Source organism: Cohnella panacarvi Gsoil 349, from assembly GCF_000515335.1.
Taxonomy (GTDB): Bacteria; Bacillota; Bacilli; order Paenibacillales; family Paenibacillaceae; genus Cohnella; species Cohnella panacarvi.
In genome coordinates, this window is record NZ_KI911563.1 from 1,238,148 (window position 1) to 1,264,022 (window position 25,875).

Here is a 25,875-nt window from a genome sequence, read left to right on the forward strand (position 1 = left end):
GCCACCTTTTAGCTAGGTAAAATTACGCAGAAAAGCTGACGCCCGCACAGGAGTGTCAGCTTTCCTCGACCTTTGTAAAGCGCAGTCTAAATGTACCCCGACGTCAGCCATTCTATTCCAGATCGGCTGACAACGTCGAAGCTTATTGGGATAGACGCATCGCCAAATTGTACAGATCAATGTTGAACGATTTCTTCGTCGAAACGACTTTGTCGATATCCGTCGCGACGAACTCGCCTTTAATAATGCCGATCGATTTGCCGGAATCCCCTGCGCGCAGCCTCTGTACCGCATGGTCGGCCAATTGGCTGGCCAAGATCCGGTCGTTGTGCGTCGGCGAGCCGCCGCGTTGAATGTGCCCGAGCACCGTAACGCGAGGCTCGATGCCGCTGAATTCGGTAATGCCGCGCGCGATATCTTCTCCGGTGCCGACGCCTTCGGCAACGACGACGATGCCGTGACGCTTGCCCTTCATGAAGTTGTCCTTCATCCGAAGCGAAATTTCTTTGACGTCGAACGGAACCTCCGGAACGAGAATCGCTTCCGCCCCGCTCGCCAGGCCCGCATATAGCGCGATATCGCCGCAATGGCGGCCCATGACCTCGACCACGGACGAACGCTCGTGCGAAGTCATCGTGTCGCGAAGCTTATTGATGGCATCTACGACGATGCTGACCGCCGTATCGAAGCCGATCGTGAAATCGGTGAACGGAATATCGTTGTCGATCGTTCCCGGCAAGCCCATCGTCTTGATTCCGAGCTTGCTCAGCTTGTTCGCGCCTTGATACGAGCCGTCTCCGCCGATGACGATGAGGCCGTCTATGCCGTGCTCGCGAAGCACCTCCGCTCCGCGCTGCTGACCTTCCGCGGTCATGAACTCTTTGCAGCGGGCCGTCTGCAGAATCGTACCTCCGCGCTGTATGATGTCTCCGACGCTGCGCAAATCCATCGGACGCAAATCTTGATTCAAGAGGCCTTGGTATCCTCTCTGGATTCCGTATACCTCGAGGCCATGGTATAAGCCGCTCCGTACGACGGCGCGGACTGCCGCGTTCATCCCTTGAGAATCTCCGCCGCTCGTCAGAACGGCAATTTTCTTCACTTCACTCATTCCCGATTCCTCCCTAATGTCTCCCGGCCCTTACAGAGCCTTTCTTATCCAATGGCTGTTCAGCCAGAAAAACACTCTCGTCCAGGGGCTGCCCTTCATGAGCCGCTTCGCGGTCGCTTTGACGCTCTTCTGCCCTTTGACTTTCGGATCCGATAGATAGAGCGCGACCAAGCCTTCTACGATCATCCGGTGGAAGGAGCTGAAAGGCAATTCGTCAGCCGCTCTCCGAGCCGAACGCACCATGCCGGCAAGCCTGTCGTTCAGCATGCTTTGGTCCGCGTAATAGCTGCAGAAGTTAAGATCGCCGCCCATCTCGTCTTCCGCCTGATCGATTAAATAATCAAGCAGAATATGTAATCCGCATATCGAAGGAAAATACCCTTCTCGAATCCGCTTCGCCAGCGCTCCGTCAAGAGAAGGATCGGTTGCCGCCAGGAAGAGCATGAACATCCCGAGGGTAGATCCCGTGGCCGCCGCGAATTCGTTCCACATCAGCTCGGGATAGCGGTACGCATGCGACTCCCACCATGCCTGAAGCGCAGGCTCGCGCTTCTCGCGGGCGATATGCTTATACACTTGCAGATCGCCGTACAGCTGCACGAGCTCCGCGACCAAGGGCTGAACGTGCCGGTAACCCGGCAGTTCCGCCACCATCGCCCGGCATTTGTCGACGAGCGCTTGCAGGTATCCGCCGTCGTCCTGCTCGGCTCGAAGCGCATAATAATTGCGCGGTTCGGCGCCGGGCGTCACCGCGTCGATCATGCTTTGATGCAGCAGCCTGAAATCGTCGGCATCCAGCGAGGTGCTTCTGTCGCATAAATTATCCAAGTAGTCGCTGATCGTCTGCAGCGCGACGATCAACGGAATCAGCACGTGCCTTTGCGCCAAGTTGCCGGCCGCGTAAACGCCGCCGCCCTCGCAATGGAACTGCTTCGAGGTCATGCTATCGATCGCTTGCTTGCGAAGCTCGGGATCCGGTATCGCATCCGCGACGCTGCGCCACCTCGCAAGTTCGGCTCTGACTTCCGGCAATACGTACTTATACACCCGCTTCATCAGACTGAGCGGCCCTTTGGGCGTTTGGCCAGCCAGCAGCTCGTTCCCGTTCATTCCGGTCGTTACCCTCCGCTGTTCGATCAGCTATGCCGTTTGCTTTCGCGATCCAACTCCTGCTGGGTACGGAACCAAATGTGCAGATCGTTAATTCGACTTGCCAGCTCCGCGATCTCGCTATTCAATCGACACGATGCGGCAAAATCCTCTTCCTCGTACAACATCGCCTGCTTGATCTTGATCTCTTCTTCGAATCGCTTCACGTGGTCGGGAATGTTGCCGCGGATTCTTTCCCACAGCTCTAGCAAAGCAATCTGGCGGCTCCAACTGAGCGAATCCCAATCCTCCGTCAGGCGGGGCAATCGAATGCCAAGCCGTTCATCGAACGCGAATTGGCTTGCCAACCAGAACTCTTCATCAGCCTGCATAAGCATTGTCATCTTCATTGCCCCACTCGAAAACATATCATTCTTTAATTTATCACTTCGCAACCGTGAAATCCAGCACAAACCTTCGGTTTTACATCCGCGCCGGATGCGGAATTCTGTTATAATACAAGCAATCCAGTCGAATAATCGTGTCGCATCATGTCTATGGAGGATGTCCGAATGATCCAAAATAACGAGTCCGTCTCGCTGAGGCGGCTTTTCCTTTTTTTCATTCCGCTGGGCATATCCGTCCTTCTCATCAATTTATCGCACGTCATTATCAACGGAACGCTTGCCCGCTCCGACCCGAGCATGCAGGTGACGATAATCGCGGGTTACGCGCTCGGGATGAGCTTGCTCAACGTAACGGAACGCCCCGCCGTGTTAATGAGGCAGACTTGTTCCGCGCTCGTCAGGGACCGCGTATCGTTCCGAGCCGTCGCGAGGGTGAGCGCTTTCGTGTTCGGAGGAGGCCTCTTGTTCGGGGCGACGGTCGCTTACACTCCGGTCGGGCACTGGGTGTTCGGAGGCGCGTTCGGCGCGGACGCGGTCGTGGAACGACAGGCGATCGAAACTTATTACCCGCTGATGTTCTTGTCCGTTTTCTCCGGATTGCGTTGCTTGTACCAAGGCATCATTATTTATAAAATGAAAACGCGCTGGCTGACGATCGGCATGGTGTTCCGGTTGTCCGGCATGTTCGCGCTGTCTCAATACTTCCTCCATACCGGCGTACATAGCGCTTGGCAGGGCGCGGCTATTTTCTTGTTCGGCATGATCATCGAAGCCGCGATCAGCTGGCTGGAAGCGCGCAAGCTGCTGAAGGAGATGCCCGAGAAGGACGACGCTTGCGAAGTAACGAAACCGAGACACGTGCTCGGGTTCTACAGCCCGCTGCTTTATTCCGCTTTCATCGTGGTTTGGGTCAGCCCGATCATGAACACCTTAATGGGAACGACGGAGAAAAGCTCGCTTACGATCGCTTCTTTCGCGACGGCGGGAAGCTTGATGAACTTAATGCTCGGTTTTTTCACATACTTTCATCAGATCGCGCTCCAATTTTTCAAATCGCACCCGCACCTCGTCAAGCGGTTTACGCTCATGCTCGGGTTCATTCCGACGGTCAACCTTCTCATCATGTGTTTCACGCCGGTTGGACCCTGGATGTTCTCTCACGTGCTCGGCGCCGAAGAGGAACTGCTGCAGGCCAGCATCCACGCGCTTCGCGGGTTCCTCCCGCTGGTGCTTGTCTTTCCGTGGCTGGATACGCTCAACGGAATTGTCATGTCGGGCGGGGAGACGAAGCTGATGTTCGGCTCGCAGCTCGCGAACGCCGTGACGACCGTAACGATGATCGTCGTGCTCTCGTTGGCTCTGCCCGGTTGGAACGGCGTTCTCGGCTCGATGGCTCAGTCGATCGGCGTCTGCGTCGAGCTGCTCTTCCTGGCTTGGTTGTTCCGGAGAAATCACCGTACCGTAAAATAAAGCACGTTATTAACCTATAGGGGACTTGCCCGTTATGAATGAATCTGAAGCAACTATGACTAATCATGCACGCCAACTGTTCATCCTGCGGGCCATGCAATTTACGAACTATGCGTTCATGGTGCTGCTCATCTCATACTTCCCGCTCTACTTCGACAGCCTAGGTTTCTCCAAGCTTCAGATCGGAGCCATCTACTCGATCGGTCCGATGCTATCGATCGTGTCCAACATCGTCGTCGGCATCGTCGGCGACCGCTCGCGCAATATCCGAAGAGTGCTCAGCATCCTATACGTCGGACAAATACTCGGCCTGGCGCTGCTGCTGCCGCAGAAGGAATTCGGCATCATGGCAGGCATTATGGCTTTCTTCTACTTCTGCCAAACGCCGATGAACGCCATGATGGACAGCGTCACGTTGCTCGCGGCGGAACGAATGAACCGCAGCTTCCCTTCGATCCGCATGTTCGGCTCGCTTGGTTACGCGGTGTGCGCCGTCTTATTCGGTTATATCTTGAAGCATTTCGGCTCGGACGAGACGATCATCATCGGTCTTGTCGTCGTCGCGATTTCGCTGATCCTGTCTTTATTCGTCGGCAACTACCAAGCGTCGCTTCGCAAATTCGAGTTTAGCGGCCTGATCGGCATCTTCAAGCAACGGGAGACGATCGCGTTCTTCGTCATGATCATGCTCGTCTCGATCGCTCACCGCATTAACGAAGGCTTCCTGGCGCTCGCCATGCGCGAACTGAATGCCGATGATTCGATCATCGGAGTCGCCTCTTTGGCTTCTTCTGTCAGTGAAATTCCGGTATTTTTCCTGCTGGCCAAATACGGCTATCGGTTCCGCGAGCTGCCGTTGCTTGCGATCGCGAGCACGATGTACGTCGTCCGGCTCGGCTTGTTGAGCTTGGCGGACGAGCCGTGGATGATGGTTGCCCTGCAGACGATGCACAGCGTTACGTTCGGCATCTTCTACATAACCGCGCTGCGGTATTTGCAGATCATCATTCCGGACGAATTCCGCGCCTCCGGTCAAGCCGTATTCGCGGTCGTCTGGAGCGGCCTGGCCGGCGTCGCCGCGGGTACGCTGGGCGGATGGTTGATCGATGCGATCGGCTTCGGGTCGGCGTTCAGGCTAGGCGCGCTGTTCGCGTTGCTGGGGGCCGTCGGGTTTTTCGCGATGCACTTTCGCAAGTCGTATACGGCTTAACTTAGTTACCGCTCCTCACGTAATCCGGGCATGTATCTCCTAGCGGCGTCTGCTTCACCCCGCCGCACCACTTGCCGCTATTTCGCTCACACGCGGGCGCGCGCCGATTTAACGGCACCTTGTGCCACTATTTTCTCTCTCTCTCTCGGGCGCGCGCCGATTTAACGGCACCTCTTGCCGCTATTTCTCTCATTCGCGGGCGTGCGCCGATTTAACGGCACCTTGTGCCACTATTTTCTCTCTCTCGCGGGCGCGCGCCGATTTAGCAGCACCACTTGCCGCTATTTCGCTCATTCGCGGGCGTGCGCCGATTTAACGGCACCTCTTGCCGCTATTTCGCTCATTCGCGGGCGCGCGCCGATTTAACGGCACCTCTTGCCGCTATTTCGCTCATTCGCGGGCGCGCGCTGATTTAACGGCACCTCGTGCCGCTATTTCTCTCTTTCGCGGGCAAGCGCTGATTTAACGGCACCTCTTGCCGCTATTTCGCTAAATCGTGGGCAAGCGCTGATTTAACGGCACCTCGTGCCGCTATTTCTCTCATTCGCGGGCAAGCGCCGATTTAACGGCACCTCTTGCCGCTATTTCTCTCATTCGCGGGCAAGCGCTGATTTAACGGCACCACTTGCCGCTATTTCGCTAAATCGTGGGCAAGCGCCGATTTAACGGCACCTCTTGCCGCTATTTCTCTCATTCGCGGGCAAGCGCCGATTTAGCAGCACCACTTGCCGCTATTTCGCTCTCTCGCGGACGCGCGCAGATTTAACGGCACCTTGTGCCACTATTTTCTCTCTCTCGCGGACGCGCGCAGATTTAACGGCACCTTGTGCCACTATTTTCTCTCTCTCGCGGACGCGCGCCGATTTAACGGCACCTCGTGCCGCTATTTCGCTCATTCGCGGGCAAGCGCCGATTTAACGGCACCTCGTGCCGCTATTTCGCTCATTCGCGGGCAAGCGCCGATTTAACGGCACCTCGTGCCGCTATTTCGCTCATTCGCGGGCGCGCGCTGATTTAACGGCACCACGTGCCGCCAATCAAACACGCAAATACGGGCTTGGATGCGGCGATCGCCGCGTCCAAGCCCGTTTTGATAGGTAAGAATAAGTGCTATTGTCAGCCGGTTTCGGCTTGAAGTTCTTGGAGATTCCATTCCGAGTCGTCCATGCGGGTGACGGTAATGCGGGAAATGCGCAAGTTGTCCGTCTCCTCGATCGTGAACCGCAGACCGTCGTTCGATTCCACGAATTGGTTCTTCTTCGGCGGGCTTTCGATCTGGGAATACATCCATCCGCCGATCGTATCGTAATCGTCCGTCGGAATGTCGAGACCGAAGAAGTTGTTCACTTCCTCGATTAGCATCATGCCGTTAATGGAATAAGTGCTGTCTTCGCGCTTCTCGACATCGGGACGCTCTTCGTCGAATTCGTCTTGAATTTCGCCAACGATCTCCTCCATGATGTCTTCCAGCGTCACGAGGCCGGCCGTGCCGCCGTACTCGTCGATCAGAATCGCGATCTGCGACTTCCGCTTCTGCATCAGCTTAAGAAGCGCGCTGATCGGCATACTCTCCGGAACGGTCGTGATCGGCCGCATGATTTCGCGAATATCGTGGACGGCATTATCGGTCGCCTTAAGCAGATCCTTGATATGAACGAACCCGATAATATTGTCTTTGTCTTTGTCGCACACCGGATAACGCGTATGCATCTCGCGGAGCGCGATCTTCTTGTTCTCATCGAAAGACAGGTTGCCGTATAGGCACATCATTTCTAGCCGCGGAATCATAATCTCGCGGGCGTTCGTCTCCGCGAAGTCGAAAATGTTGTCCATGAGCGTAAGCTCCGTATTATCGATCAAGCCGCTCTTGTGGCTTTCTTTGACCAGGATGCGAATTTCTTCCTCGGTATGCGCCGAGTTCGACTCGTCGGTCATATTAATGCCGAATGGCCGCAACAATAGTCCGGCGGTTCCGTTCAGCAACCAGATGAACGGACTCATTAACTTGCGGAAAAACATTAGCGGAGCTGCTACCCATAACGTTACCATCTCAGATTTGCGAATCGCGACGGTCTTCGGCATCAGCTCGCCGAGCACGATATGCAGCAACGTAATGAACGAGAATCCGATTAAGAACGCCAACGGGTGGATGAGCTTCTCGCTTAAATTCCAATCGGCGAAAAGCGGCTCGAGCATTCTCGCAATGGCAGGCTCGCCGATCCAGCCTAGACCAAGCGAGGCTAACGTAATCCCCAGTTGGCAAGCTGACAGATAGGCATCCAGATGGTCCACGAGATGTGACGCGCGTTTGGCTCGCGAATGTCCTTCCTGAACCAACGATTCGATTCGCGTGCCGCGTACTTTCACCATCGCGAATTCGGCAGCCACGAAGAAACCGTTCAAAAATACGAGAAAAGCGATCAAGACCAAGTCCACGCTTAGCGGAAAGGGGTCTACGTCCAAATAATCCCTATCCCCACTTACGAGAGAGGATAGGTACACCTCCTTTATTGTACATACATACTTTTCTATAGCTTAGACGGTTTACAGCGGACCGTCAAACGCCGGATGCCACAGCAATATGCCGTAGTACCCATCTCTATTCGCTCCTGCCTGCCCGCTATGCCGATTTTTCGGCTCTTACGGCGGGAAATCCTCGATTCCAGCGATATTGCCTGCTTTTGCGGGCAAAGTTAGCCGTTCTCGGCTTCGACCGTCGAATTCCGGCCTTGTTTCTTGGCCCGATAGAGCGCTTGATCCGCGGCCTGTACCCAATGCTCCAAGCCAGTGTAGTCCAACGCCGAAGCCACGCCTACGCTAATCGTTACGATGGCTTCGCCGGCTACGCCTTCGTGCGGGATCGCACAGCTTTCGACGGAACGACGGATTTGATCGGCGACGGACTTGCCGGCTCGAGAGTCGCAACCCGGCAGCAATACGGCAAATTCTTCCCCGCCGTAACGGAATGCCGCGCCTCTTGCTTTCCTTGCTTCGTCCTCCACGATGCCGGCTATCATCTGGAGACACGTATCTCCGGCCTGATGGCCGTAATGATCGTTATATTCCTTGAAGCTATCGACATCGAGAAGGATTAAGGCTAACGGCTCGACCTCCTGCCGGGAACGGTCCCAGTCCGAAGCAAGCCGCTCGTCGAAAGAACGCCGATTCAGGATGCCCGTCAGACCGTCGAGCTTAGACAAGCGCTCCAGAAGCATATTCGCTTCCGTAAGCTTCCGTTCCGCTTCCTTGCGGACTCCGATATCCCTGCATATAATGAGCACCGCCGGCTTTCGTTGGTAAGGAATGCCGATCGCCGTTACCTCCACGTCGATCACGGTGCCGTCCGGCCGCACGAACTGCTCGTCCAGTTTGCCTACCTCGTTCTCCTTCATCGCGTTGTATGCCCGTGCCGCGACGACTTCGGCTAAATGCGCGGGCACGAACTTCATGATCGGTTGGCCCACCAACTGCGAAGTCTGGCCTACGCCCATCAGCGTCGTGCACGCCGGGTTCGCGAATACGACGTGACCGTCCTGATGCACCGCGACGGCGTCGGGAGTGCTGTCGATCAACACGCGATACCTTCGCTCGCTCTCGATCGTCGCCCGAAGCGCCTTGCGGGTCGTGAGATACAAATAACCCATCGCCAAGATCACGAGCATCGATACGACGATCGACACGATAATAAGTTCCTGGGCGAACGACGCACGGCGGTTCTGTTCCCCCCAAGCGGATTCCATCGACTCGACGATATCATCGTTCAACAGGCCGATTTCCGTGCGAAAACGATCCACCTTCGCTTTGCCCGACAACAGCAGCACGGCGGCTTCCGATACTTGGTTCGCATCGATAAGCCGATCGATATGGCGGAAGTCGTTCTGCACTTCCTCCAGCTTCGCCAGCGCAAGCTCCGCATGCGAACTGATCGTAGGGTTGTAGCGAAGATGCTCCTTCAGCAGGGACATGTAGCGTTCAACGTCGGCGGTTCCCGACTCGTAAGGCTCCAAGTAAGACTTGTCTCCCGACAGGACGTACCCCCGAAGGCTCGTCTCCTGGTTGGTCACGGCGAGCATTAGGCGATTCACCGTATGATCCATGGGATACGTCTCGTCTTTAATCCGGTTCGCGCTGTCTACCAGCTCTCGAACCGAAGTAAACGTAATCACGCAAATCGCGACGATGAGCAGGATGGAGCCCATAAAGATCATCGAAAGACGCCATGCGATTCTTCGAAGCATGTCCTCTGCCCCCCGTCCCTATTGCATTGTCGCTCATGCTCGACTATTGTCATTTTACACGAACCGCGCTTGAAAATGCTAGTTTATTCCTGCTGAGGGGGACGTCTGCGTTTCTGTTGGTTAACCCGGATTTTATCCACCGTGCCTTGATCCGTCGCTTCGTAGAACGCGCGGCCCGCAAGCTTGTCCGGCAAGTAATTCTGAACGACGTAATGGCCGGGATAGTCATGCGGGTACAGATAGCCGACGTGGCCGAGTTTCTTCGCTCCGCTGTAATGGCCATCCCGCAAATGAAGCGGAACCTCGATGTTCTTCGTCGCCTCGATCGTTGACATGACATTACCGATCGCAACGGCTACGGCGTTCGATTTCGGACTTTCGACCGCGAATAGGATCGCCTGCGAGACGATATATTTGGCTTCCGGCCAACCGATCCGATGATAAGCTTCCATCGCGCTGACCGCTTGTTGCATCGCCTGCGGGTTGGCTAAGCCGATATCTTCGCTGCAGGCGACCGTCAAACGGCGGATAAACACCATCGGGTCCATCCCGAGCTTCTCCACCGCGTACATGAACCAGAACAACGCGGCGTCGCTCGATCCCCTCACGCTCTTGTGAAAAGCGGAAAGCACGTCGTACTGCGTCGATTCATCCGCTTGTATGCTAGGCTGGCGAATCGATTCCTCCGCAATGTCGAGCGTAACGCGAACCGATCCGTCCTGCCGCGAAGGGGTCGTGACCGCTGCGAGTTCAAGCGCCGTCAACGCGCGGCGAATATCGCCGCTCGCCATCGAAGCGATATGCTCGAGCGCCTCCTCGTCCACGGTCAGCTTCATGAAGCCCAGACCTTTTTCCTTGTCGGCAAGCGCCCGCCGCATCGCCTCCATCGCATGCGCCTTCGTAAGCGGCTCCAGGCGAAAGAGCGTGGAACGGGACAGCAAAGCCCCGTTCACCGAATGGAACGGATTTTCCGTCGTCGCGCCGATGAATATAATCGTCCCCCGTTCGACCGCCGGCAGCAATGCGTCCTGCCGCGCGCTGTTGAAGCGATGAACCTCGTCAAGGAACAGGATCGTTTTGGTGCCGTATAGGCCACGGTTCTGCTCCGCCTTCTCGATCACGTCGCGTACGTCCTTCACTGAGGCGTCCACCGCGTTCAGACGGACGAATTCGCCTTTGGTCTGTTTGGAAATAATGTGCGCTAACGTCGTTTTGCCGCAGCCCGGAGGACCGAACAGAATGATCGAGGAGACGACGTCGCCTTCGATCGCCCTCCGCAGCAGCTTCCCTTCTCCGATCAGATGCTCTTGGCCGATATATTCTTCTAAACTCTCGGGACGCATCCGGTCCGCGAGCAGCCGCGCCCGCGGCTCCGATTCCGCCCGATAGCTGAATAAATCCATGTTGCTCCCGCCTTTCTGCTATTCCTATCATAGCAGATTCGCCCTCATAATCGCGACAGTTCGGCTCTGACTCTCTCTCTGCGTTCGCGGATGTACGTCCGTATGCGGCTTGACTCTTCCGTAAACTCCCGATAGGACCACCGTTGCGATTCGTCCTTGCGAATATGCGGAGCCAGACGGGCAAGCATCTCGTTCGCGACGGGCATCAGCCAGCGTTCGGTGAACGGACCGTTCATGAAGCCGCTCAGCAGCCGGACATACCGGTCTCGGATCGCCCGCTGCTCGAGCAGCTTTCGCGTCAAACGATTGTACCCGGTAACCGACACCAGGTTGCTGTCGACGACCCGTCCGTAGCAATTGCGCCCCCACGTTCCCTCGTAATCCCACGGCACCATGCGGTATCGTCCCGTTCGGCGGCTCCGGTATATCGCGTAATTTTGCTCGAATCCGTCGTAATTGCCCGTCAGCACCGCGCCGGCCAGCCATCGTAAATAATTGTCCGCATCGACGCGCAAGAGCGTTCGCCGAATGGCGCTTGCGGGACCGTCCTCGCCCAACGCGCGGATGAACGCCGCCAGCCTCGTTCTTTCTCCCTGTCCGCCGAAACGGTGCTCGTAGCCGGACAACAGCGACGGCTTACGTTCGCTCGATTCCGAGTCGCGGATTTCGAAGTTCGCATGATTGTTGACTGCGTAAAATAACGCTTCGGCCGCGATGCCCCGTCTGCGGAAGAAGGGGCGACCGACGCCTTCGATTTCCAAATAAACGCCCGCCGGCCGGCCGTTGACGGATAGACGGACGTGTCGCGTCATAGGCGCGTGCACCCCGATCCGATTGAAAAAGGCGAAGGAAAGCGCATTGCGGATCATCGAAGGATCGTCGTACTCGGCGTTGTAGTGGGTGATGACGCCGTTACTCGCGACTTCGTAGGATCTCTTCGGGTAGCCGCGGGTATGTCCGCCCCGATACCGGATTCGGACCGGCGCAGACCGCCTGCCGTCCTGCATAATCGCGGAAACGTATCGATCTTTCCACAGGTTTTTCTCAAGCTCCAAGGCAGCCGATTCGCGAAACCGAAGCTCTCTGACCGGAAGGGTCAAACGGACACCGCCTTTCCGTAACAGCCGTTGTCGTTGTCGCAATCAACGTATGTCCGCGGGAGATTCGCGGAAACGGCAGATGACTAGAACGCGGAATCGTTAGCTCAACAACAAAGCAAGCCCCGGGTTATCCGAGGCTTGCTAGTCCTGCGTTATTCGGTTAAAGCCAACCGGGCGAGACGCCCGGACGATCATGCTCGTGGGGCTGCCCCGAATGGTGTAACCCCTGCGCTCCCCCCGTACGGTGATGGTCGCCATGGAATCCGCCGGAATGGTGATGCCCGGGCGATATTCCGCCCCCGATCGGCCCGAACGCCCAGTCCGGAATCCGCTCGATCCACAATGGCGCCCAATAAGCCGAAGGCTCTTCCTGGACCGGCGACGGCGTCTGCTCTTCCTCTTGGGCTCCGGTATTGTCGGGAGGACACGTCCTTCTACGCCGGCGAAGCTTTCTCTTGCGCCTGTTGCATCCGCAATCGCGACGGTGATGATGTCTGCACGCTCCCACGGTACCGCCTCCTCATAGATGATGCTTCAGTCTATGTAGGCAAGGCATTAGCCGATAGGGACATTCGCATATGGCGGGCATCTTTTTCCTTACCTAACCGAAGGCCGTTCGTTACGTCTCACCTTGGCCGACGAGGTCTCTTACGACGACGCTGACCATAATGAGGCCCGCGACAGGCGGCACGAACGCGTTGCTGGACGGAGGCTGCTGTGCTTTGCGGATTTCCGGCGCGCTCTCGGGAACGATCCGCTGCGTGACGTCCTCGCGCGGCTTCACCGGAATTTCGGTCGAGAACACGACTTTGACGCCGCGCTTGATGCCTTCTTGACGCAACTTTTTGCGGATGACCTTCGCGATCGGGTCCATCGACGTCTTCGAAATGTCCGCTACCTGGAACCGCGTCGGGTCCGTCTTGTTCGCCGCGCCCATGCTGGAGATGATCGGTATGCCGCGCTCCAGACATTGCTTGATCAGGTGGATTTTGTACGAGATCGTATCCGACGCGTCGACGACGTAATCGAGCGGATACTTGAACAGCTCCTCGTACGTCTCCTCCGTATAAAACATGCGGAGCGCGATCGCGTCGCAATCCGGATTGATCAGCTTGATCCGGTCCCGCATCAACTCGGCTTTCGGCTGACCGACGGTCGTCGTCAATGCATGGATCTGGCGGTTAATGTTCGTAATGTCGACGACGTCCTTATCGATCAAGATGATCCGGCCTACGCCGGACCGCGCCAACGCTTCGGCGGCAATGCCGCCGACGCCGCCGATGCCGAGCACGGCGACGGTGCTGCCTTTCATCTTCGCTAACCCTTCCGGCCCGATCGCAAGCTCCGTTCGAGAAAATTGATGCAGCATCTTAGAGACTCGCTCCTTTGCTTAGCCTTGGCTTGGCACTGCGGAAGCTTCGGCGTCCGGAGCGTCGGCTTTCGTCTGCGCCGCGATCGCCTTCGCCGACAATCGGACGTGCAGGTCTTCCAATTGACGATCAGCGACCGGCGACGGCGCGTCGCTCAGCAAGTCGGTGGCGCTCGCGGTTTTCGGGAACGCGATCGTCTCGCGGAGGTTCGTGCGGCCGGCCAGCAGCATCACGAGGCGGTCTAGACCGAAAGCGATGCCGCCGTGCGGAGGCGTTCCATAGTCGAACGCATCGAGGAAGAAGCCGAACTTCTCCTTCGCTTCCTCCATCGAGAAGCCGAGCGCGGAGAACATCTTCTCCTGCACTTCGCGACGGAAAATCCGCATCGAGCCGCCGCCGACTTCGTAGCCGTTAAGCACGATATCGTACGCTTGCGCGCGGATCGCGCCCGGATCGGTATCGAACAGGGCCAGATCGTCGTCGTGAGGACGCGTGAACGGATGGTGTTCCGCCACCCAGCGCTTGCCTTCTTCGTCCCAGCCGAGCAGCGGGAAGTCAACGACCCACAGGAACTTGTACGCGCTATTGTCGATCAAGCCGAGCTCGCGTCCGACTTTCAGACGCAGGTTGCCCATGACGTCCGCAGCGGTCTTCAGCTTGTCGGCGGAGAACGTGATCAAGTCGCCTTCTTCGACGTTCAGCCGCTCGGTCAGCGCCGCGATCTCTTCTTCTTTGAAGAACTTCACGATCGGACCGTTCCATTTGCCTTCCTTGACCGTAATCCAAGCGATGCCTTTGCCGCCGTAGCGCGCGGCGAACGGTTGCAGGTCGTCGAGCTCTTTGCGGCTCCAGCTGGCGCAGCCTTTGGCGTTCAACGCTTTGACGACGCCGCCGGAAGCCGCGACGGATGCGAACACTTTGACTTCGCTGTTCTTCACGATATCGGTGACGTCTTCGATCTCGAGACCGAATCGCAGATCCGGCTTGTCGGAGCCGTATTTATGGATCGCGTCATGATACGTCAGACGTTGGAAAGGCGTAGCAATTTCGACGCCGATCGTCTCGCGGAACAGCTTCGCCATGAGGGTCTCCATCATGCCGAGCAATTGTTCCTGCGAGAGGAACGACGTCTCGATGTCCACCTGCGTGAACTCCGGCTGACGGTCCGCGCGAAGGTCCTCGTCGCGGAAGCAGCGCGCCACTTGATAGTAGCGCTCGATCCCGCCAACCATCAGAAGCTGCTTGAATATTTGGGGCGATTGCGGCAGCGCGAAAAACTCGCCCGGATGAACGCGGCTAGGCACCAGGTAATCGCGGGCGCCTTCCGGCGTGCTCTTCGTCAGGATCGGCGTCTCTACGTCGATGAAGCCGTTCTCGTCAAGGTAATCGCGGAACACCTTCGTCGCCTTGGAGCGGAGCAGCAACGTCTTCTGCATTTCCGGACGGCGAAGGTCAAGGTAACGATATTTCAAGCGAAGCGATTCATCGACTTCGACGCCGTCCTCGATCGGGAACGGAGGCGTCTTCGCCGCGTTGATGATTTCGACCTCGTGCACCTGCACTTCGATTTCGCCGGTCGGCAGATTCGGATTGAACGTCTCCGGATCGCGGTCGACGACGACTCCTTTCACGGCAAGCACGAACTCGTTGCGCGCGCGGCTTCCAAGTTCAAGCGCTTGCCCGGAGAACGCCGGGTTGAATACGATTTGCACGATACCCGTGCGGTCGCGCAGGTCGATGAACAGAATGCCTCCGAAGTCCCGCCAGCCCTGCACCCAACCGTTCAGCACGACGTTATCGCCTACATTGGCCTTCGTCAATTTTCCGCAATCGATATTTTTTAGCATCATCTCTAATTCGTCCCCTTTTCGTTCGGTATGAAAGATTGAATCGCTTCGGCCAGCCCGCTGAGCGGGACTGCCCGTTGTTCGCCCGATGCGAGATGCTTCAACGCGATCTCGCCGCGCGCCAGTTCGTCGTCCCCGAGCACCGCCGCGAACTTCGCGCCCAGACGGTCGGCCGCTTTGAACTGCGCCTTCGTTCCCCGTCCTTTGTAATCGCGCTCCGCCGCGATGCCCGCGCTCCGCAGCCGGTGCAGGACGCCCGGCGTCGCTTGCTCCGCGCGTTCGCCGAGCGCGACGAGATAAACCTCGATATCGTCGCCGAGATCCGGCTTCACGCCCTGGCTCTCTAGCAGCAGCACCGTGCGTTCAAGGCCCAATCCTAAGCCTACGCCCGGCTGGTCGTCGCCGCCGATCTGCGCCACGAGGCCGTTGTAGCGGCCGCCGCCGCCGATCGTGTCGATCGCGCCGATGCCTTGCGCCTTGTACTCGAACGCGGTATGCGTGTAATAATCGAGTCCGCGCACGAGCCGAGGGTTCAATTGATATGGGATGTTCATCTCGTCCAAGATCGCCCGCACCCGAGCGAAGTGGGTCTCGCATTCCTCGTCCAAGTTGTCCAGGATCGAAGGCGCGCCTTCGAACTTCGCCTGGTCGACCTTGCAATCCAGGACACGGAGCGGATTGCGCTCCATGCGGGATTGACAGTCCTTGCACAGGCCGTCCTTCATCGGCAGCAAGAAAGCAAGCAGCTTCTCGCGGAACGCGGCCCGCACGGCAGGCGTTCCGACCGAGTTCAAATCGACGGTTACGCCTGTCAGCCCGACTTCCGAGTAGAACGCGTATCCGAGGGCGATCACTTCCGCGTCGAGCGCCGGATCGGTCGACCCGATCGCTTCGATGCCGAATTGATGGAACTGCCGGTATCTGCCGGCCTGCGCCCGCTCGTAACGGAACATCGGTCCGATATAGTACAGCTTCGCGATGTCCGGTTCGCCGTACAGCTTGTTCTCCACGTAAGCGCGAACGGTGCCCGCCGTGCCTTCCGGACGCAGCGTCATGCTTCTCTGGCCGCGGTCCTCGAACGTGTACATTTCCTTCTCGACGATATCCGTCGTCTCGCCTACTCCCCGATTGAACAGTTCGGTCGACTCGAAGATCGGCGTCCGAATTTCATGGTAACGGTAGCGTCTCCCTAGATCTCTCGCTTTGTTCTCTACGTACTGCCATAATGCGCTCTTGCCGGGCAGAATGTCCTGCGTGCCCGTCGGCTTCTGGTAACCCATCGTTCGTTCACTCCTTCTTTCGGCAAATAAAAAAGCCCCGCCCCGCGACGATGTCGGAATCGTCGGGGACGAGAGCTGTACGTACGTGCTCCCGCGGTGCCACCCGCATTCAAACCGCCGCGTACCGTTCCGATTAGCGAACGAGCAATGTTCGGTTTGCGCTTCAATCCGGTTAACGCCCGGCTACGCCATAACGCTACTGGGCTCTTCGCTCATTCGAGCGTCAGCCGTTCGCGGAAGGATCTCGAGGGGGTCTTTCATCCGTTCATTGCCGGAAAGCTTGCAGCCATATCCGCGTTCGTACCGGCGGCGCTAGCCGCGGACGGTTGCAAGAAGGGCTTTCCTCTCTGGGGACCTGGGTCCGGATTACTTATCCCTGTCATCGAATTTCAGGCGGATTTCAATTGTTATATATTGTAGTCTGTTGCCGGATGACTGTCAAGGCGACTACCCGTTCTCGGGAAAGAAAAGAAAATAACCCGCCGATCGTCTCGGCAGGTTCAAGTTAATTCTATTGAAAAAAGGGGGTCGTCTATAGAGTAATCCATACAGGTTAAGCTAACGTGAATAAAAGATTACAGTTATATTACAAAAACGAACGAAAAATCGTACAACATTGTGAAAATAGCGGTCTGATACAGGGAATTTGTATGAAAAGTCATACAAAAGTGAGCGCGCTACCGGATCAGTATTCATAATTCGTCATCGAATTACGCATTCCTGCCCCAATCTTACGAAGCAAGTCCAGCCAACTCATCGCGAAAATAGTGTTATATAATCGAGTAGATGGGGGCGGCTAGCCCCCGACCTCTCACACCACCGTACATGCGGGTCCGCATACGGCGGTTCCTAAAAGTTAACGAGTTTCAAGATAACGAGTTGTCAGACTTAACAGCCCTTGGTCACTCCAGTAGGAGCGATTAAGGGCGTTGTTTATGTTTCGGGACATTTCCCAGCATCCGCGGCGAGCGTTTGCCATCATTCTTGCCGCCCACTCCGGTACACCTAGGGCACGTAAGTTTCGGAGCCTGGATTTAGGTAGTTTCCACTGCTTCCATAGGCACATGCGTAGTCTTCGGCGAATCCATTCGTCGAGTCGTTCGCAGTGCGTCTTTACGGATGCTAGCCGGAAGTAGCCTATCCAACCCATCAGGTAGCGATTTAATTCTTGCAGCCTCTTCTCCATCGAGACGCCTCGCGTACGCGAGGTTATCTCCCTGACGCGTTCCTTTAGTTGTTCCAGTTTCTTCGGCGCGATTCGAATCGTCGCGACTTTGTTGCTGAGAAAGCTGAATCCAAGGAACTTGCGGTTCCATGGGCGGTCTACCGCACTCTTGTCCCGATTCACTCTTAGTCTGAGCCTCTCCTCTACAAAGCGAATGACCGACGCCATTACGCGTTCACCTGCACGCTTGCTTCGGACAAAGATGTTGCAGTCGTCCGCATAACGCACAAACTTCAAGCCGCGTTCCGTTAACTCTTTGTCCAGATCGTCCAACAGGATGTTAGCTAAAAGCGGGCTGAGCGGACCGCCTTGCGGCGTTCCTTCCAGCGTCTCCTGCTTTGTCCCGTCGACCATGACTCCGGCATTGAGGTAGGAACGAATCAGCTTCAAGACACGCTTGTCCGCGACTTTTCGTGCTACCCTTGCCATGAGGATGTCGTGGTTCACTCTGTCAAAGAACTTCTCCAAATCTATGTCTACGACCCAGCGATTTCCTTCTTGAATGTAGGACTGCGCTTGTTTTACTGCGTCATGGGCACGTTTCCTTGGGCGGAATCCAAAGCTGTTCGGTGAGAATAACGGGTCGAAAATCGGTGTCATTACTTGCATGAGGGCTTGTTGGATCAAGCGGTCCATTACGGTTGGGATACCTAACAGCCGCACCCCGCCTCCGGGTTTGGGGATTTCCACCCGTTTGACTGGCATCGGTCTGTACGTACCCAATTGGAGCTGCGCTTTCACGGTTTCCCAGCATTCCCATACGTGTGCTTGTAGCTCGGCTACCGTCACGTTGTCTATGCCGGGCGCTCCTCCGTTTTGTTTCACTCGCTTGTAGGCTTCTCGGAGATTTCCCTCCTCGAGCATTTGATCCAGCAAGTCGTGCTTTCCTTCGCGAGAAGAAAGGTCGGTTTGTGCCGACGAAGAACTCGGCGCTCCGGCATACCCTTGCGGTTTCACCGCTACCCTTTGCCGCGAGCTCCCTTGCGGGATATTCTGCTGTCGTTGTTCTTCGCGCGAACGCATCGATTTCTTCTCTCCTTTAGGTTCAGCCCTTCCGGTGTTGTTGCAACAACACCGTACTATGGCTTCTGCTGACTCCTGCGGATTCAGCGCGACTTCTCAGCCACGGTTACGCAAATACTTCGCATATTCCACAGGTCTCCCCAGATAAGAACGTCATCTTTCCGCCCGCGCTCGCCCAAGTTTACGGCTGCAGCCTTTGGCAGCTTAGGATTTCGTCATGTGATGGTGACTCATCCGACTGCAACCGCCTCAAATTGGATTCGTGTACCTCGAGCCGTGCGTTTGCCTCCAGCTTCCTTCGGATTCCGCCTCGCGGCGGACACCCTTGCTCTTGGCTATGGTAGGCGCTTGCCAGCCCCCATTCCGGACTTTCACCGTAGAGATGACGCCCATGCTGGGCGTACATCAAAAATCCCCTCCGGTTTATTAACCGAAAGGGATTCCTTACCGCCATGCTATCCGCGGCCGCCCGGCGGATGCCGTCTGCCGTTCGCCTCGCCTTCCGAAGGACCGATCGATCCTAACTCGCTCCCGAACTCCTCGCGGCCGGTATCCAACGCCATCGCTTCCCGGCGCTCAGGCATTAATCCTTCCCGCATGAACCATTCCAGCTTCGCTTCCTTGCGCGACTGCCGCATGCCAATCATCTCCCGTAGAAGTGTCGGCATCTAGTATTGCCCGGTCGCGAAGCTTTCAATCGTCAACCTCTGCTATCTAAGTTTGCTATCTACGATTAAGGTCACCGGACCGTCGTTCACGAGCGCGACGTCCATCATCGCGCCGAATTTGCCGGTCTCGACCGTAAGGCCCTTGGCTCTCAGACGGGCATTGAACTGCTCGTAGAGCGTTTCCGCAAGCTCCGGGCGAGCGGCGGCCATGAAATTCGGCCGTTTGCCGTTGCGGCAATCGCCGTAGAGCGTGAACTGGGACACCGACAGAATCTCGCCCTTCACGTCCTCTACCGACAAGTTCATTTTCTCGTTCTCGTCCTCGAAGATTCGAAGTCCCGCCAGCTTGTCCGCCATCCAGACGACGTCCTGCTCCCCGTCCTCGTGCCCGACGCCGACGAGCAGCATAAGCCCTTGGCCGATTCGACCGATCACTTCCCCGCCTACCGTTACGCTCGCTTCGGATACTCTTTGTACGACGACTTTCAACTGGCTACCTCCGTCTATTGCATCATCCGCTGCACCGAGAAAATATCTTTCACCCGTTTGATCTTATCGACGACGGATTGGAGATGATCCCTGTTGCGAATGAGAATGGTCATATGCATAATCGCCATCTTGTTCTTGTCCGATCGGCCGGATACCGCGGCGATGTTCGTCTTGCTTTCGGATACCGCCAGCAGCACCTCGTTAAGAAGGCCGCGGCGATCGTGGCCGAGAATTTCGATCTCGACGCTGTAGCTCGAAAGGGCGGTTTCCTCCCACTGGACTTCGATCACCCGCGCCGTCTCTTCGCCGTCATCGCCCGTCGGGATGTTCGGGCAGTCCGTCCGATGAACGGAAACGCCGCGCCCCCGCGTAATGTAGCCGACGATATCATCGCCCGGCACAGGATTGCAGCACCGCGCGAACCGAACGAGCAGATTGTCGACGCCCTTCACGGTTACGCCGTTCGACGGACGACGACGCTCCGTCGTCTGAGCCGCGGGAGCCTTCATCTCCTGCACTTCCGTCGTCAGTTGGATCTGTTTCGCTTCCTCTGCTTCCTTGCGCAGCTTCTCGGTCAGCTTCGTGCACACTTGCGCCGCCGTAATGCCGCCGAAGCCCATCGCGGACATCATATCCTCGACGTCGTTAAACGTAAATTTCTTCGCCGCTTCCTGCAGCTTCTCGTCCGTCATCCATTCGATCGGATCCAAGCCTTGGCGTCTCAGCTCGCGTTCGAGCGATTCCCGGCCTTTCTCGACGCTTTCCTCGCGCTGTTCCTTCTTGAACCATTGCCGGATTTTCGTTCGGGCGTGAGACGATTGGGCGATCTTCAGCCAATCCTGGCTAGGGCCGTAAGAATGCTTGGAAGTTAGAATTTCGACGATATCGCCGGTTTTCAGCTTATGGTCGAGCGGTACGATCCGCCCGTTTACCTTCGCTCCGATCGTACGGTTGCCGACCTCCGTATGAACGCGGAACGCAAAATCGAGCGGAACCGAACCGGCCGGCAGCTCGAACACTTCGCCCTTCGGCGTAAACACGAATACGAGATCGGTGAAAAAATCCATCTTGAGCGATTCCATGAATTCCGCCGCGTCCCTGGTCTCTTGCTGAAGCTCGATAATTTCGCGGAAAAAGTTCATTTTGTCGCCGAAGCTGCCCGTCACCCCTGAGTTGCTGCCTTCCTTGTACGCCCAGTGCGCGGCGATCCCGATCTCGCTTGTCCGATGCATCTCCCACGTCCGAATCTGAACCTCGGTCGGCTCTCCGGTCGGTCCGACGATCGTCGTATGCAGCGATTGATACATGTTCGCCTTCGGCATGGCGATATAGTCCTTGAAACGCCCCGGCATCGGCTTCCATAACGTATGAATAATGCCTAGCGTGGCATAGCAATCCTTGACGTTGTCTACCAGAATGCGAATCGCGAGCAGATCGTATATCTCATTGAACTGCTTGTTGCGGGTCGTCATTTTTTTATAAATGCTATAAATATGTTTCGGACGCCCCGAAATATCCCCTTGGATACCCATCTCGTCCAGCTTCTCGCGAATGCGGCCGATCAGCTCGGTAATGTACTGTTCCCGCTCGGTCCGCTTCTTCTTCATGAGATGCGCGATCCGGTAGTATTGCTGCGGGTTCAGGAATCGAAGCGCGATATCTTCCATCTCCCACTTGATCGCGCTAATCCCGAGCCGATGGGCGATCGGGCAGTAAATTTCGAGCGTCTCGTGGGCGATCCGGCGCTGGCTCTCTTCCGATTGGAATTTGAGCGTGCGCATATTGTGAAGGCGGTCAGCCAGCTTGATTAAGATCACGCGAATATCGTTCGCCATCGCGACGAACATCTTACGGTAGTTCTCGTTCTGCTGCTCTTCTTTCGAACGGAACTGAATGCGCTCTAGCTTCGTTACGCCATCGACAAGTCCCGCGATCGTATCTCCGAATCGCTCCCGCAAATCGTCGACCGTCACGTTCGTATCCTCGACGACGTCGTGCAGCAACGCCGCCATGACCGTAACGACATCCATCTGCATGCCCATGCAAATATCGGCGACCGCTACGGGGTGCAGAATATAGGGCTCGCCGGATTTGCGCAGCTGGCCGCGATGAGCCTCGTCGGCGTACTCGTACGCTTCGCGCACTCTGAGCAGATCCTGCTCCTTCATATAGGTTGACGCTTTGTCGAGCAGCTGCTCCATGCCCATGCCGAGTTTCCTTTCCGCCGGCGCCCGGCGCCGGAAGTGTCCCCTGAAGTTATTCCTTTCATTATGCCTCTTTACGAAGCGAAACGTCAACCACGTCCATTCCTTCTAAAGTCTTGGGTTTCGCCTTCGTTCGACACGCGCTTGTGCCCGAATCGGAAGGAACCATGCCTGCCAACTTCGCCGGAAAAGAGGGACTCCATGCGCCCTGAGATCGATGTTCACGAACGTCCGCCGCTCGGCCAGAATCTACTTCTCAGCTTGGGCATCCGTTCGCCATGCTCGGCTCCACCGCCCTCGTGCCGACGCTGCTGCATGGAGTACAGTTCGTTACCGGTCAAGGAGTATCCCATCGATTGGAACACCTGCCATTCATGCAGTATGCGTCGAGCAATTACGCTGCGGTTGGCCGAGTCGACATCGATCAGGTCGGTAATAAACAAAAGGACGCAGCAGAGATTATCCTCTGATACGTCCTTGGGGATGATTAGTAGGTGACGAGCGATTTGACTTCGATGTCGCCGAGTTTGGCGCGGCCGTCGAGGTAGCCGAGCTCGATCAAGAAGGCCGCGCCGATGACTTCGCCGCCGAGCTGCTTGATCAAATTGATCGTCGTCGCGATCGTGCCGCCGGTAGCGAGAAGATCGTCGGCGATCAGAACTTTCTGGCCCGGCTTAATCGCGTCCTTATGAATCGCCAGGCGATCCTTGCCGTATTCGAGGTCGTATGCCGCTTCTACGGTCTCGCCCGGAAGCTTGCCGCTTTTGCGGATCGGCACGAAGCCTACGCCAAGCGCCAGCGCCAGCGGCGCGCCGATGACGAACCCACGGGCTTCGGGACCGGCGATCAGATCGATATCGAGATGCTTCACCAGCGCTTTAAGCTCGTCGATCGCCGCTTGGTAAGCGGTCGGATCCTTGAGCAGCGTCGTAATATCCTTGAACCGGATGCCCGGCTGCGGAAAGTCGGGAATAACCCGAATATAGTTTTTGAAGTCCAACGTAGTAGCGCTCCTTTGATCATCGTTCACTTAGTGTTGCCGTTTCTATATCCGTTAAGCATTATACACTCCCGTGCGCCCATCTGGCTAGAGCTTGCCTACGACCGACCTATTTAGCGTTGCGCGGCAACGTTACTGCGACTCGTGTGCGGGAGCGCGCCGGGTTAGCGTTGCGCGGCAACGTTACTGCGACTCGTGTGCGGGAGCGCGCCGGGTTAGCGTTGTGCGGCAACGTTACTGCGACTCGTGTGCGGGAGCGCGCCGGGTTAGCGTTGCGCGGCAACGTTACTGCGACTCGTGTGCGGGAGCGCGCCGGGTTAGCGTTGCGCGGCAACGTTACTGCGAATCGTGTGCGGGAGCGCGGCGGTCCAAATGCCAGCGGTGCATCCAGCTTCGCAGCTCGTCGGCCGGCATGTGCCTAAGCTGAAGCGCTTCTGCCGCCTGCTGCGCCCTGCGGTAGCGAGCCGAACGATCCAGCTCGCTTCGCGGCGGATCGGCAACCACTTGAAGCTTGCTGCCTTGGACGGCAATAAAGCCGAGCTCGACGAATACCTCCTGCATCATGCGAACGGTGGCAAGCGGCCACCCCGTTTCCGCCGCGACGGATTGGAGGAAGCCTTCCGGCGCGTCGATCCATGTGCTCTGCCGCTTGAACAAGCCGTATACTTGTCCGAATTGTTTGCGATCCGGAAAATCGACTCTAGCAGCAGGTTGATCCTCCTCTCGCGAATCGTCGAACACGACGACGAGCTCTCCCCCGCATTCCGGTGACAGCCAAGCGGTTAATTGCTCCGCATCTCGTTCGTTGCGAGGAACGCCAAGCAGAATCAATCTCGACCATCTGCCCGAGGGCCGCGTATCCTCCGCATACGTACGCACTAGAATATCGCGCGAACCGAATCGGTCGATCGCATCTTGAGCCGCTCTGGCAGAGCCGCACAATACTAAGGTACCTGAGATCGATTCCTCGATCAGATATCCAAGCTTACGCCAGATGTCCCGTTCTTGACGCAAATCCGTCAGCCTAAGCTCGCCCGTTCTCCAATCCTGGAATACGAGTTGCACGCGCCTCGAGCCTTTCCACTCGTTAACCGACAGCTCCCCGAGCAGATCGATCCGCATGCCTGGCGCTAGCTTGGCGCTATCTTCGCCCATGCCGAATCCGATCGCTTCGATGACTTGGCCGTCCTGCTCGACCGACAGCTTTAAGTGATTGTTTTCCTTGCCGAGCGTGCGGGCCTCTCGGACCGTCAGCCCTTGAACGACTACTCGAGGCGTAGGATTCCCGTTCCCGAAAGGCTCCAGCCCGGCAAGCTGGTCGACGGCGTCGAGCGTTGCGTGAGCGAGCGTACAGACGAGATCCGCCCGTTTCTTCGGCTGCCAATCGTCCTCGGTAAGCCATTCTTCGGCTAACGCGTGCAACCGATCGGATAATCGGTCTACGTTTTCCCGGGAAATCGTCAAGCCCGCAGCCGCGGTATGCCCTCCGAAGTGCTCCATCAGCTCCGCGCATTCGGATAACGCGGCGAATAGATCGAAACCCTCTATGGAACGGGCGGAGCCTTTGGCTTTGCCCGTCTCCGGATCGATCGCCAGGATGATCGCGGGCCGGTAATAGCGTTCGACTAGTTTAGACGCCACCAACCCTGCGATCCCCGCGTTCCAGCCTTCGCCTGCGAGCACGATCACGTTCCGACGGCGTCCATCCGACATCAGAGATTTCCACCTCTCCTCCGCTTCGGCTACCGTCTGCACGACTAAGTCTTGACGCTCGGCATTGAGCTGATCCAGCTCCTCGGCCAATCCCGCGGCTACTTCTTCACTCGCGGCGGTAAGCAACTCCACTGCCCCGCTTGCATGAGCAAGGCGTCCGCCCGCGTTAAGCCGCGGCGCCAAGCCGAAACCGATCCGTCCGCTCGTCAGTTCCTCCGCCTTCGTTCCGCTCACCTTCGCCAGCGCCCGTATGCCGGGTATCGGATTGGTTCGCAGCATCGCTAACCCCAGCTTCGCGATGATTCGGTTCTCGCCGATGAGCGGCATCAGATCGGCGATCGTACCGATCGCCGCCAAATCCGCGTATTCCAGCATCGGTCTACCCATGAACGCATGGGCCAGCTTGAAGACGACGCCTGCCCCGCACAGTCCTTTGAACGGATACGGGCAGTCTTCCTGCTTCGGATTAACGAGGGCCGCCGCAGCCGGAAGCACGCCCGACGCCGGCGGTTCATGATGGTCGGTAACGACCACGTCGATGCCTGCCTGCGCCGCGTAAGCGATCTGTTCCACCGCGCTTATGCCGTTATCGACCGTAACGATCAACGATACGCCGGCTTCGGCAGCCAAGTCGATGGCTTTCAGGTTCAATCCGTAACCCTCGTTGCTCCGATGCGGAATATACGTATCGAAACGCGCGCCGAGCGCCGTCAGCAGACGGCTCATCAACGCCGTGGACGTAACGCCGTCCGCGTCGTAATCTCCATACACGCGAATTAACTCTCCGGCATCGATCGCCTGTCGGATTCGGGATACCGCGGCTTCCATCCCTTTCATCCCGAGAGGATCGTGCAGATGCTGCTCATTCGCATGCAGGAAAGCCGTCGTATGCTCGGCGGAAGTCCAGCCGCGGGCGACGAGCACGCCTGCAACGAGTCTGCTGAGGCCGTGCTGCGCGGCGAGTTCCCGTTCAAGCTGCTCGTCTTGCTGCGGCAAAGCCCACTTATATTTGGATAATCTCACCGGAT

The 25,875-nt window shown here is 57.1% G+C and carries 19 protein-coding genes; 2 read left to right on the top strand and 17 right to left on the bottom strand.

Going from position 1 to position 25,875, the window contains the following annotated elements; all coding sequences use genetic code 11:
* Positions 1–142: 142 nt before the first annotated feature.
* From pfkA to COHPA_RS0105915, 3 genes are read right to left on the bottom strand one after another with little or no spacing between them, the layout of a single operon-like run.
* A complete protein-coding gene (gene pfkA / locus COHPA_RS0105905; protein WP_027085277.1) occupies positions 143–1,111 on the bottom strand; it encodes a 6-phosphofructokinase in 969 nt (322 codons plus the stop codon).
* A gap of 30 nt (positions 1,112–1,141) precedes the next feature.
* Positions 1,142–2,221: a tetraprenyl-beta-curcumene synthase family protein gene (locus COHPA_RS0105910; protein WP_027085278.1), complete on the bottom strand. Its 1,080-nt coding sequence runs from the start codon at positions 2,219–2,221 to the stop codon at positions 1,142–1,144.
* Between the two features lie 26 nt (positions 2,222–2,247).
* On the bottom strand, positions 2,248–2,604 hold the full coding sequence (locus COHPA_RS0105915; protein ID WP_245590283.1) for a hypothetical protein: 357 nt from the start codon (positions 2,602–2,604) through the stop codon (positions 2,248–2,250).
* A gap of 168 nt (positions 2,605–2,772) precedes the next feature.
* Here COHPA_RS0105915 and COHPA_RS0105920 point away from each other — a divergent pair, with 168 nt between their 5' ends.
* Both COHPA_RS0105920 and COHPA_RS0105925 read left to right on the top strand, forming a co-directional pair.
* On the top strand, positions 2,773–4,077 hold the full coding sequence (locus COHPA_RS0105920; protein ID WP_027085280.1) for a hypothetical protein: 1,305 nt from the start codon (positions 2,773–2,775) through the stop codon (positions 4,075–4,077).
* Positions 4,078–4,111: 34 nt separating this feature from the next.
* A complete protein-coding gene (locus COHPA_RS0105925) occupies positions 4,112–5,287 on the top strand; it encodes an MFS transporter (RefSeq protein WP_245590284.1) in 1,176 nt (391 codons plus the stop codon).
* 1,116 nt (positions 5,288–6,403) lie between these two features.
* Here the strand turns inward: COHPA_RS0105925 and COHPA_RS0105930 are convergent.
* The 14 genes from COHPA_RS0105930 to recJ form a co-directional block, all read right to left on the bottom strand.
* Positions 6,404–7,750, bottom strand: coding sequence for a hemolysin family protein (locus COHPA_RS0105930; RefSeq protein WP_027085282.1), 1,347 nt, complete (start codon positions 7,748–7,750; stop codon positions 6,404–6,406).
* 230 nt (positions 7,751–7,980) lie between these two features.
* Positions 7,981–9,525: a sensor domain-containing diguanylate cyclase gene (locus COHPA_RS24225; RefSeq protein WP_027085283.1), complete on the bottom strand. Its 1,545-nt coding sequence runs from the start codon at positions 9,523–9,525 to the stop codon at positions 7,981–7,983.
* Between the two features lie 83 nt (positions 9,526–9,608).
* Positions 9,609–10,928, bottom strand: coding sequence for a replication-associated recombination protein A (locus tag COHPA_RS0105940; RefSeq protein WP_027085284.1), 1,320 nt, complete (start codon positions 10,926–10,928; stop codon positions 9,609–9,611).
* A 44-nt stretch (positions 10,929–10,972) separates the two neighbouring features.
* A complete protein-coding gene (locus COHPA_RS0105945; RefSeq protein WP_027085285.1) occupies positions 10,973–12,028 on the bottom strand; it encodes a CotH kinase family protein in 1,056 nt (351 codons plus the stop codon).
* Positions 12,029–12,188: 160 nt separating this feature from the next.
* A complete protein-coding gene (locus COHPA_RS0105950) occupies positions 12,189–12,536 on the bottom strand; it encodes a hypothetical protein (protein ID WP_027085286.1) in 348 nt (115 codons plus the stop codon).
* A 111-nt stretch (positions 12,537–12,647) separates the two neighbouring features.
* On the bottom strand, positions 12,648–13,397 hold the full coding sequence (locus tag COHPA_RS0105955; RefSeq protein WP_027085287.1) for a tRNA threonylcarbamoyladenosine dehydratase: 750 nt from the start codon (positions 13,395–13,397) through the stop codon (positions 12,648–12,650).
* Between the two features lie 21 nt (positions 13,398–13,418).
* Positions 13,419–15,248, bottom strand: a complete 1,830-nt coding sequence (gene aspS / locus COHPA_RS0105960) for an aspartate--tRNA ligase (RefSeq protein WP_027085288.1) — start codon at positions 15,246–15,248, stop codon at positions 13,419–13,421.
* Between the two features lie 2 nt (positions 15,249–15,250).
* Positions 15,251–16,525, bottom strand: coding sequence for a histidine--tRNA ligase (hisS, locus tag COHPA_RS0105965; protein WP_027085289.1), 1,275 nt, complete (start codon positions 16,523–16,525; stop codon positions 15,251–15,253).
* A gap of 856 nt (positions 16,526–17,381) precedes the next feature.
* Entirely contained in the window at positions 17,382–18,773 is a 1,392-nt protein-coding gene (gene ltrA, locus COHPA_RS0105975; RefSeq protein ID WP_027084843.1) for a group II intron reverse transcriptase/maturase, read from the bottom strand.
* A 455-nt stretch (positions 18,774–19,228) separates the two neighbouring features.
* A complete protein-coding gene (locus COHPA_RS0105985) occupies positions 19,229–19,411 on the bottom strand; it encodes a hypothetical protein (protein ID WP_027085292.1) in 183 nt (60 codons plus the stop codon).
* A gap of 72 nt (positions 19,412–19,483) precedes the next feature.
* Complete coding sequence (dtd, locus tag COHPA_RS0105990; RefSeq protein ID WP_027085293.1) at positions 19,484–19,930, bottom strand: D-aminoacyl-tRNA deacylase; 447 nt, start codon at positions 19,928–19,930, stop codon at positions 19,484–19,486.
* Between the two features lie 14 nt (positions 19,931–19,944).
* Positions 19,945–22,137 (bottom strand): RelA/SpoT family protein, encoded by a 2,193-nt coding sequence (locus COHPA_RS0105995; protein ID WP_035120130.1) that lies wholly within the window; start codon positions 22,135–22,137, stop codon positions 19,945–19,947.
* Positions 22,138–22,621: 484 nt separating this feature from the next.
* Entirely contained in the window at positions 22,622–23,134 is a 513-nt protein-coding gene (locus COHPA_RS0106005; protein ID WP_027085295.1) for an adenine phosphoribosyltransferase, read from the bottom strand.
* A gap of 336 nt (positions 23,135–23,470) precedes the next feature.
* Entirely contained in the window at positions 23,471–25,870 is a 2,400-nt protein-coding gene (gene recJ, locus COHPA_RS0106010; protein WP_027085296.1) for a single-stranded-DNA-specific exonuclease RecJ, read from the bottom strand.
* Between the last annotated feature and the right edge of the window lie 5 nt (positions 25,871–25,875).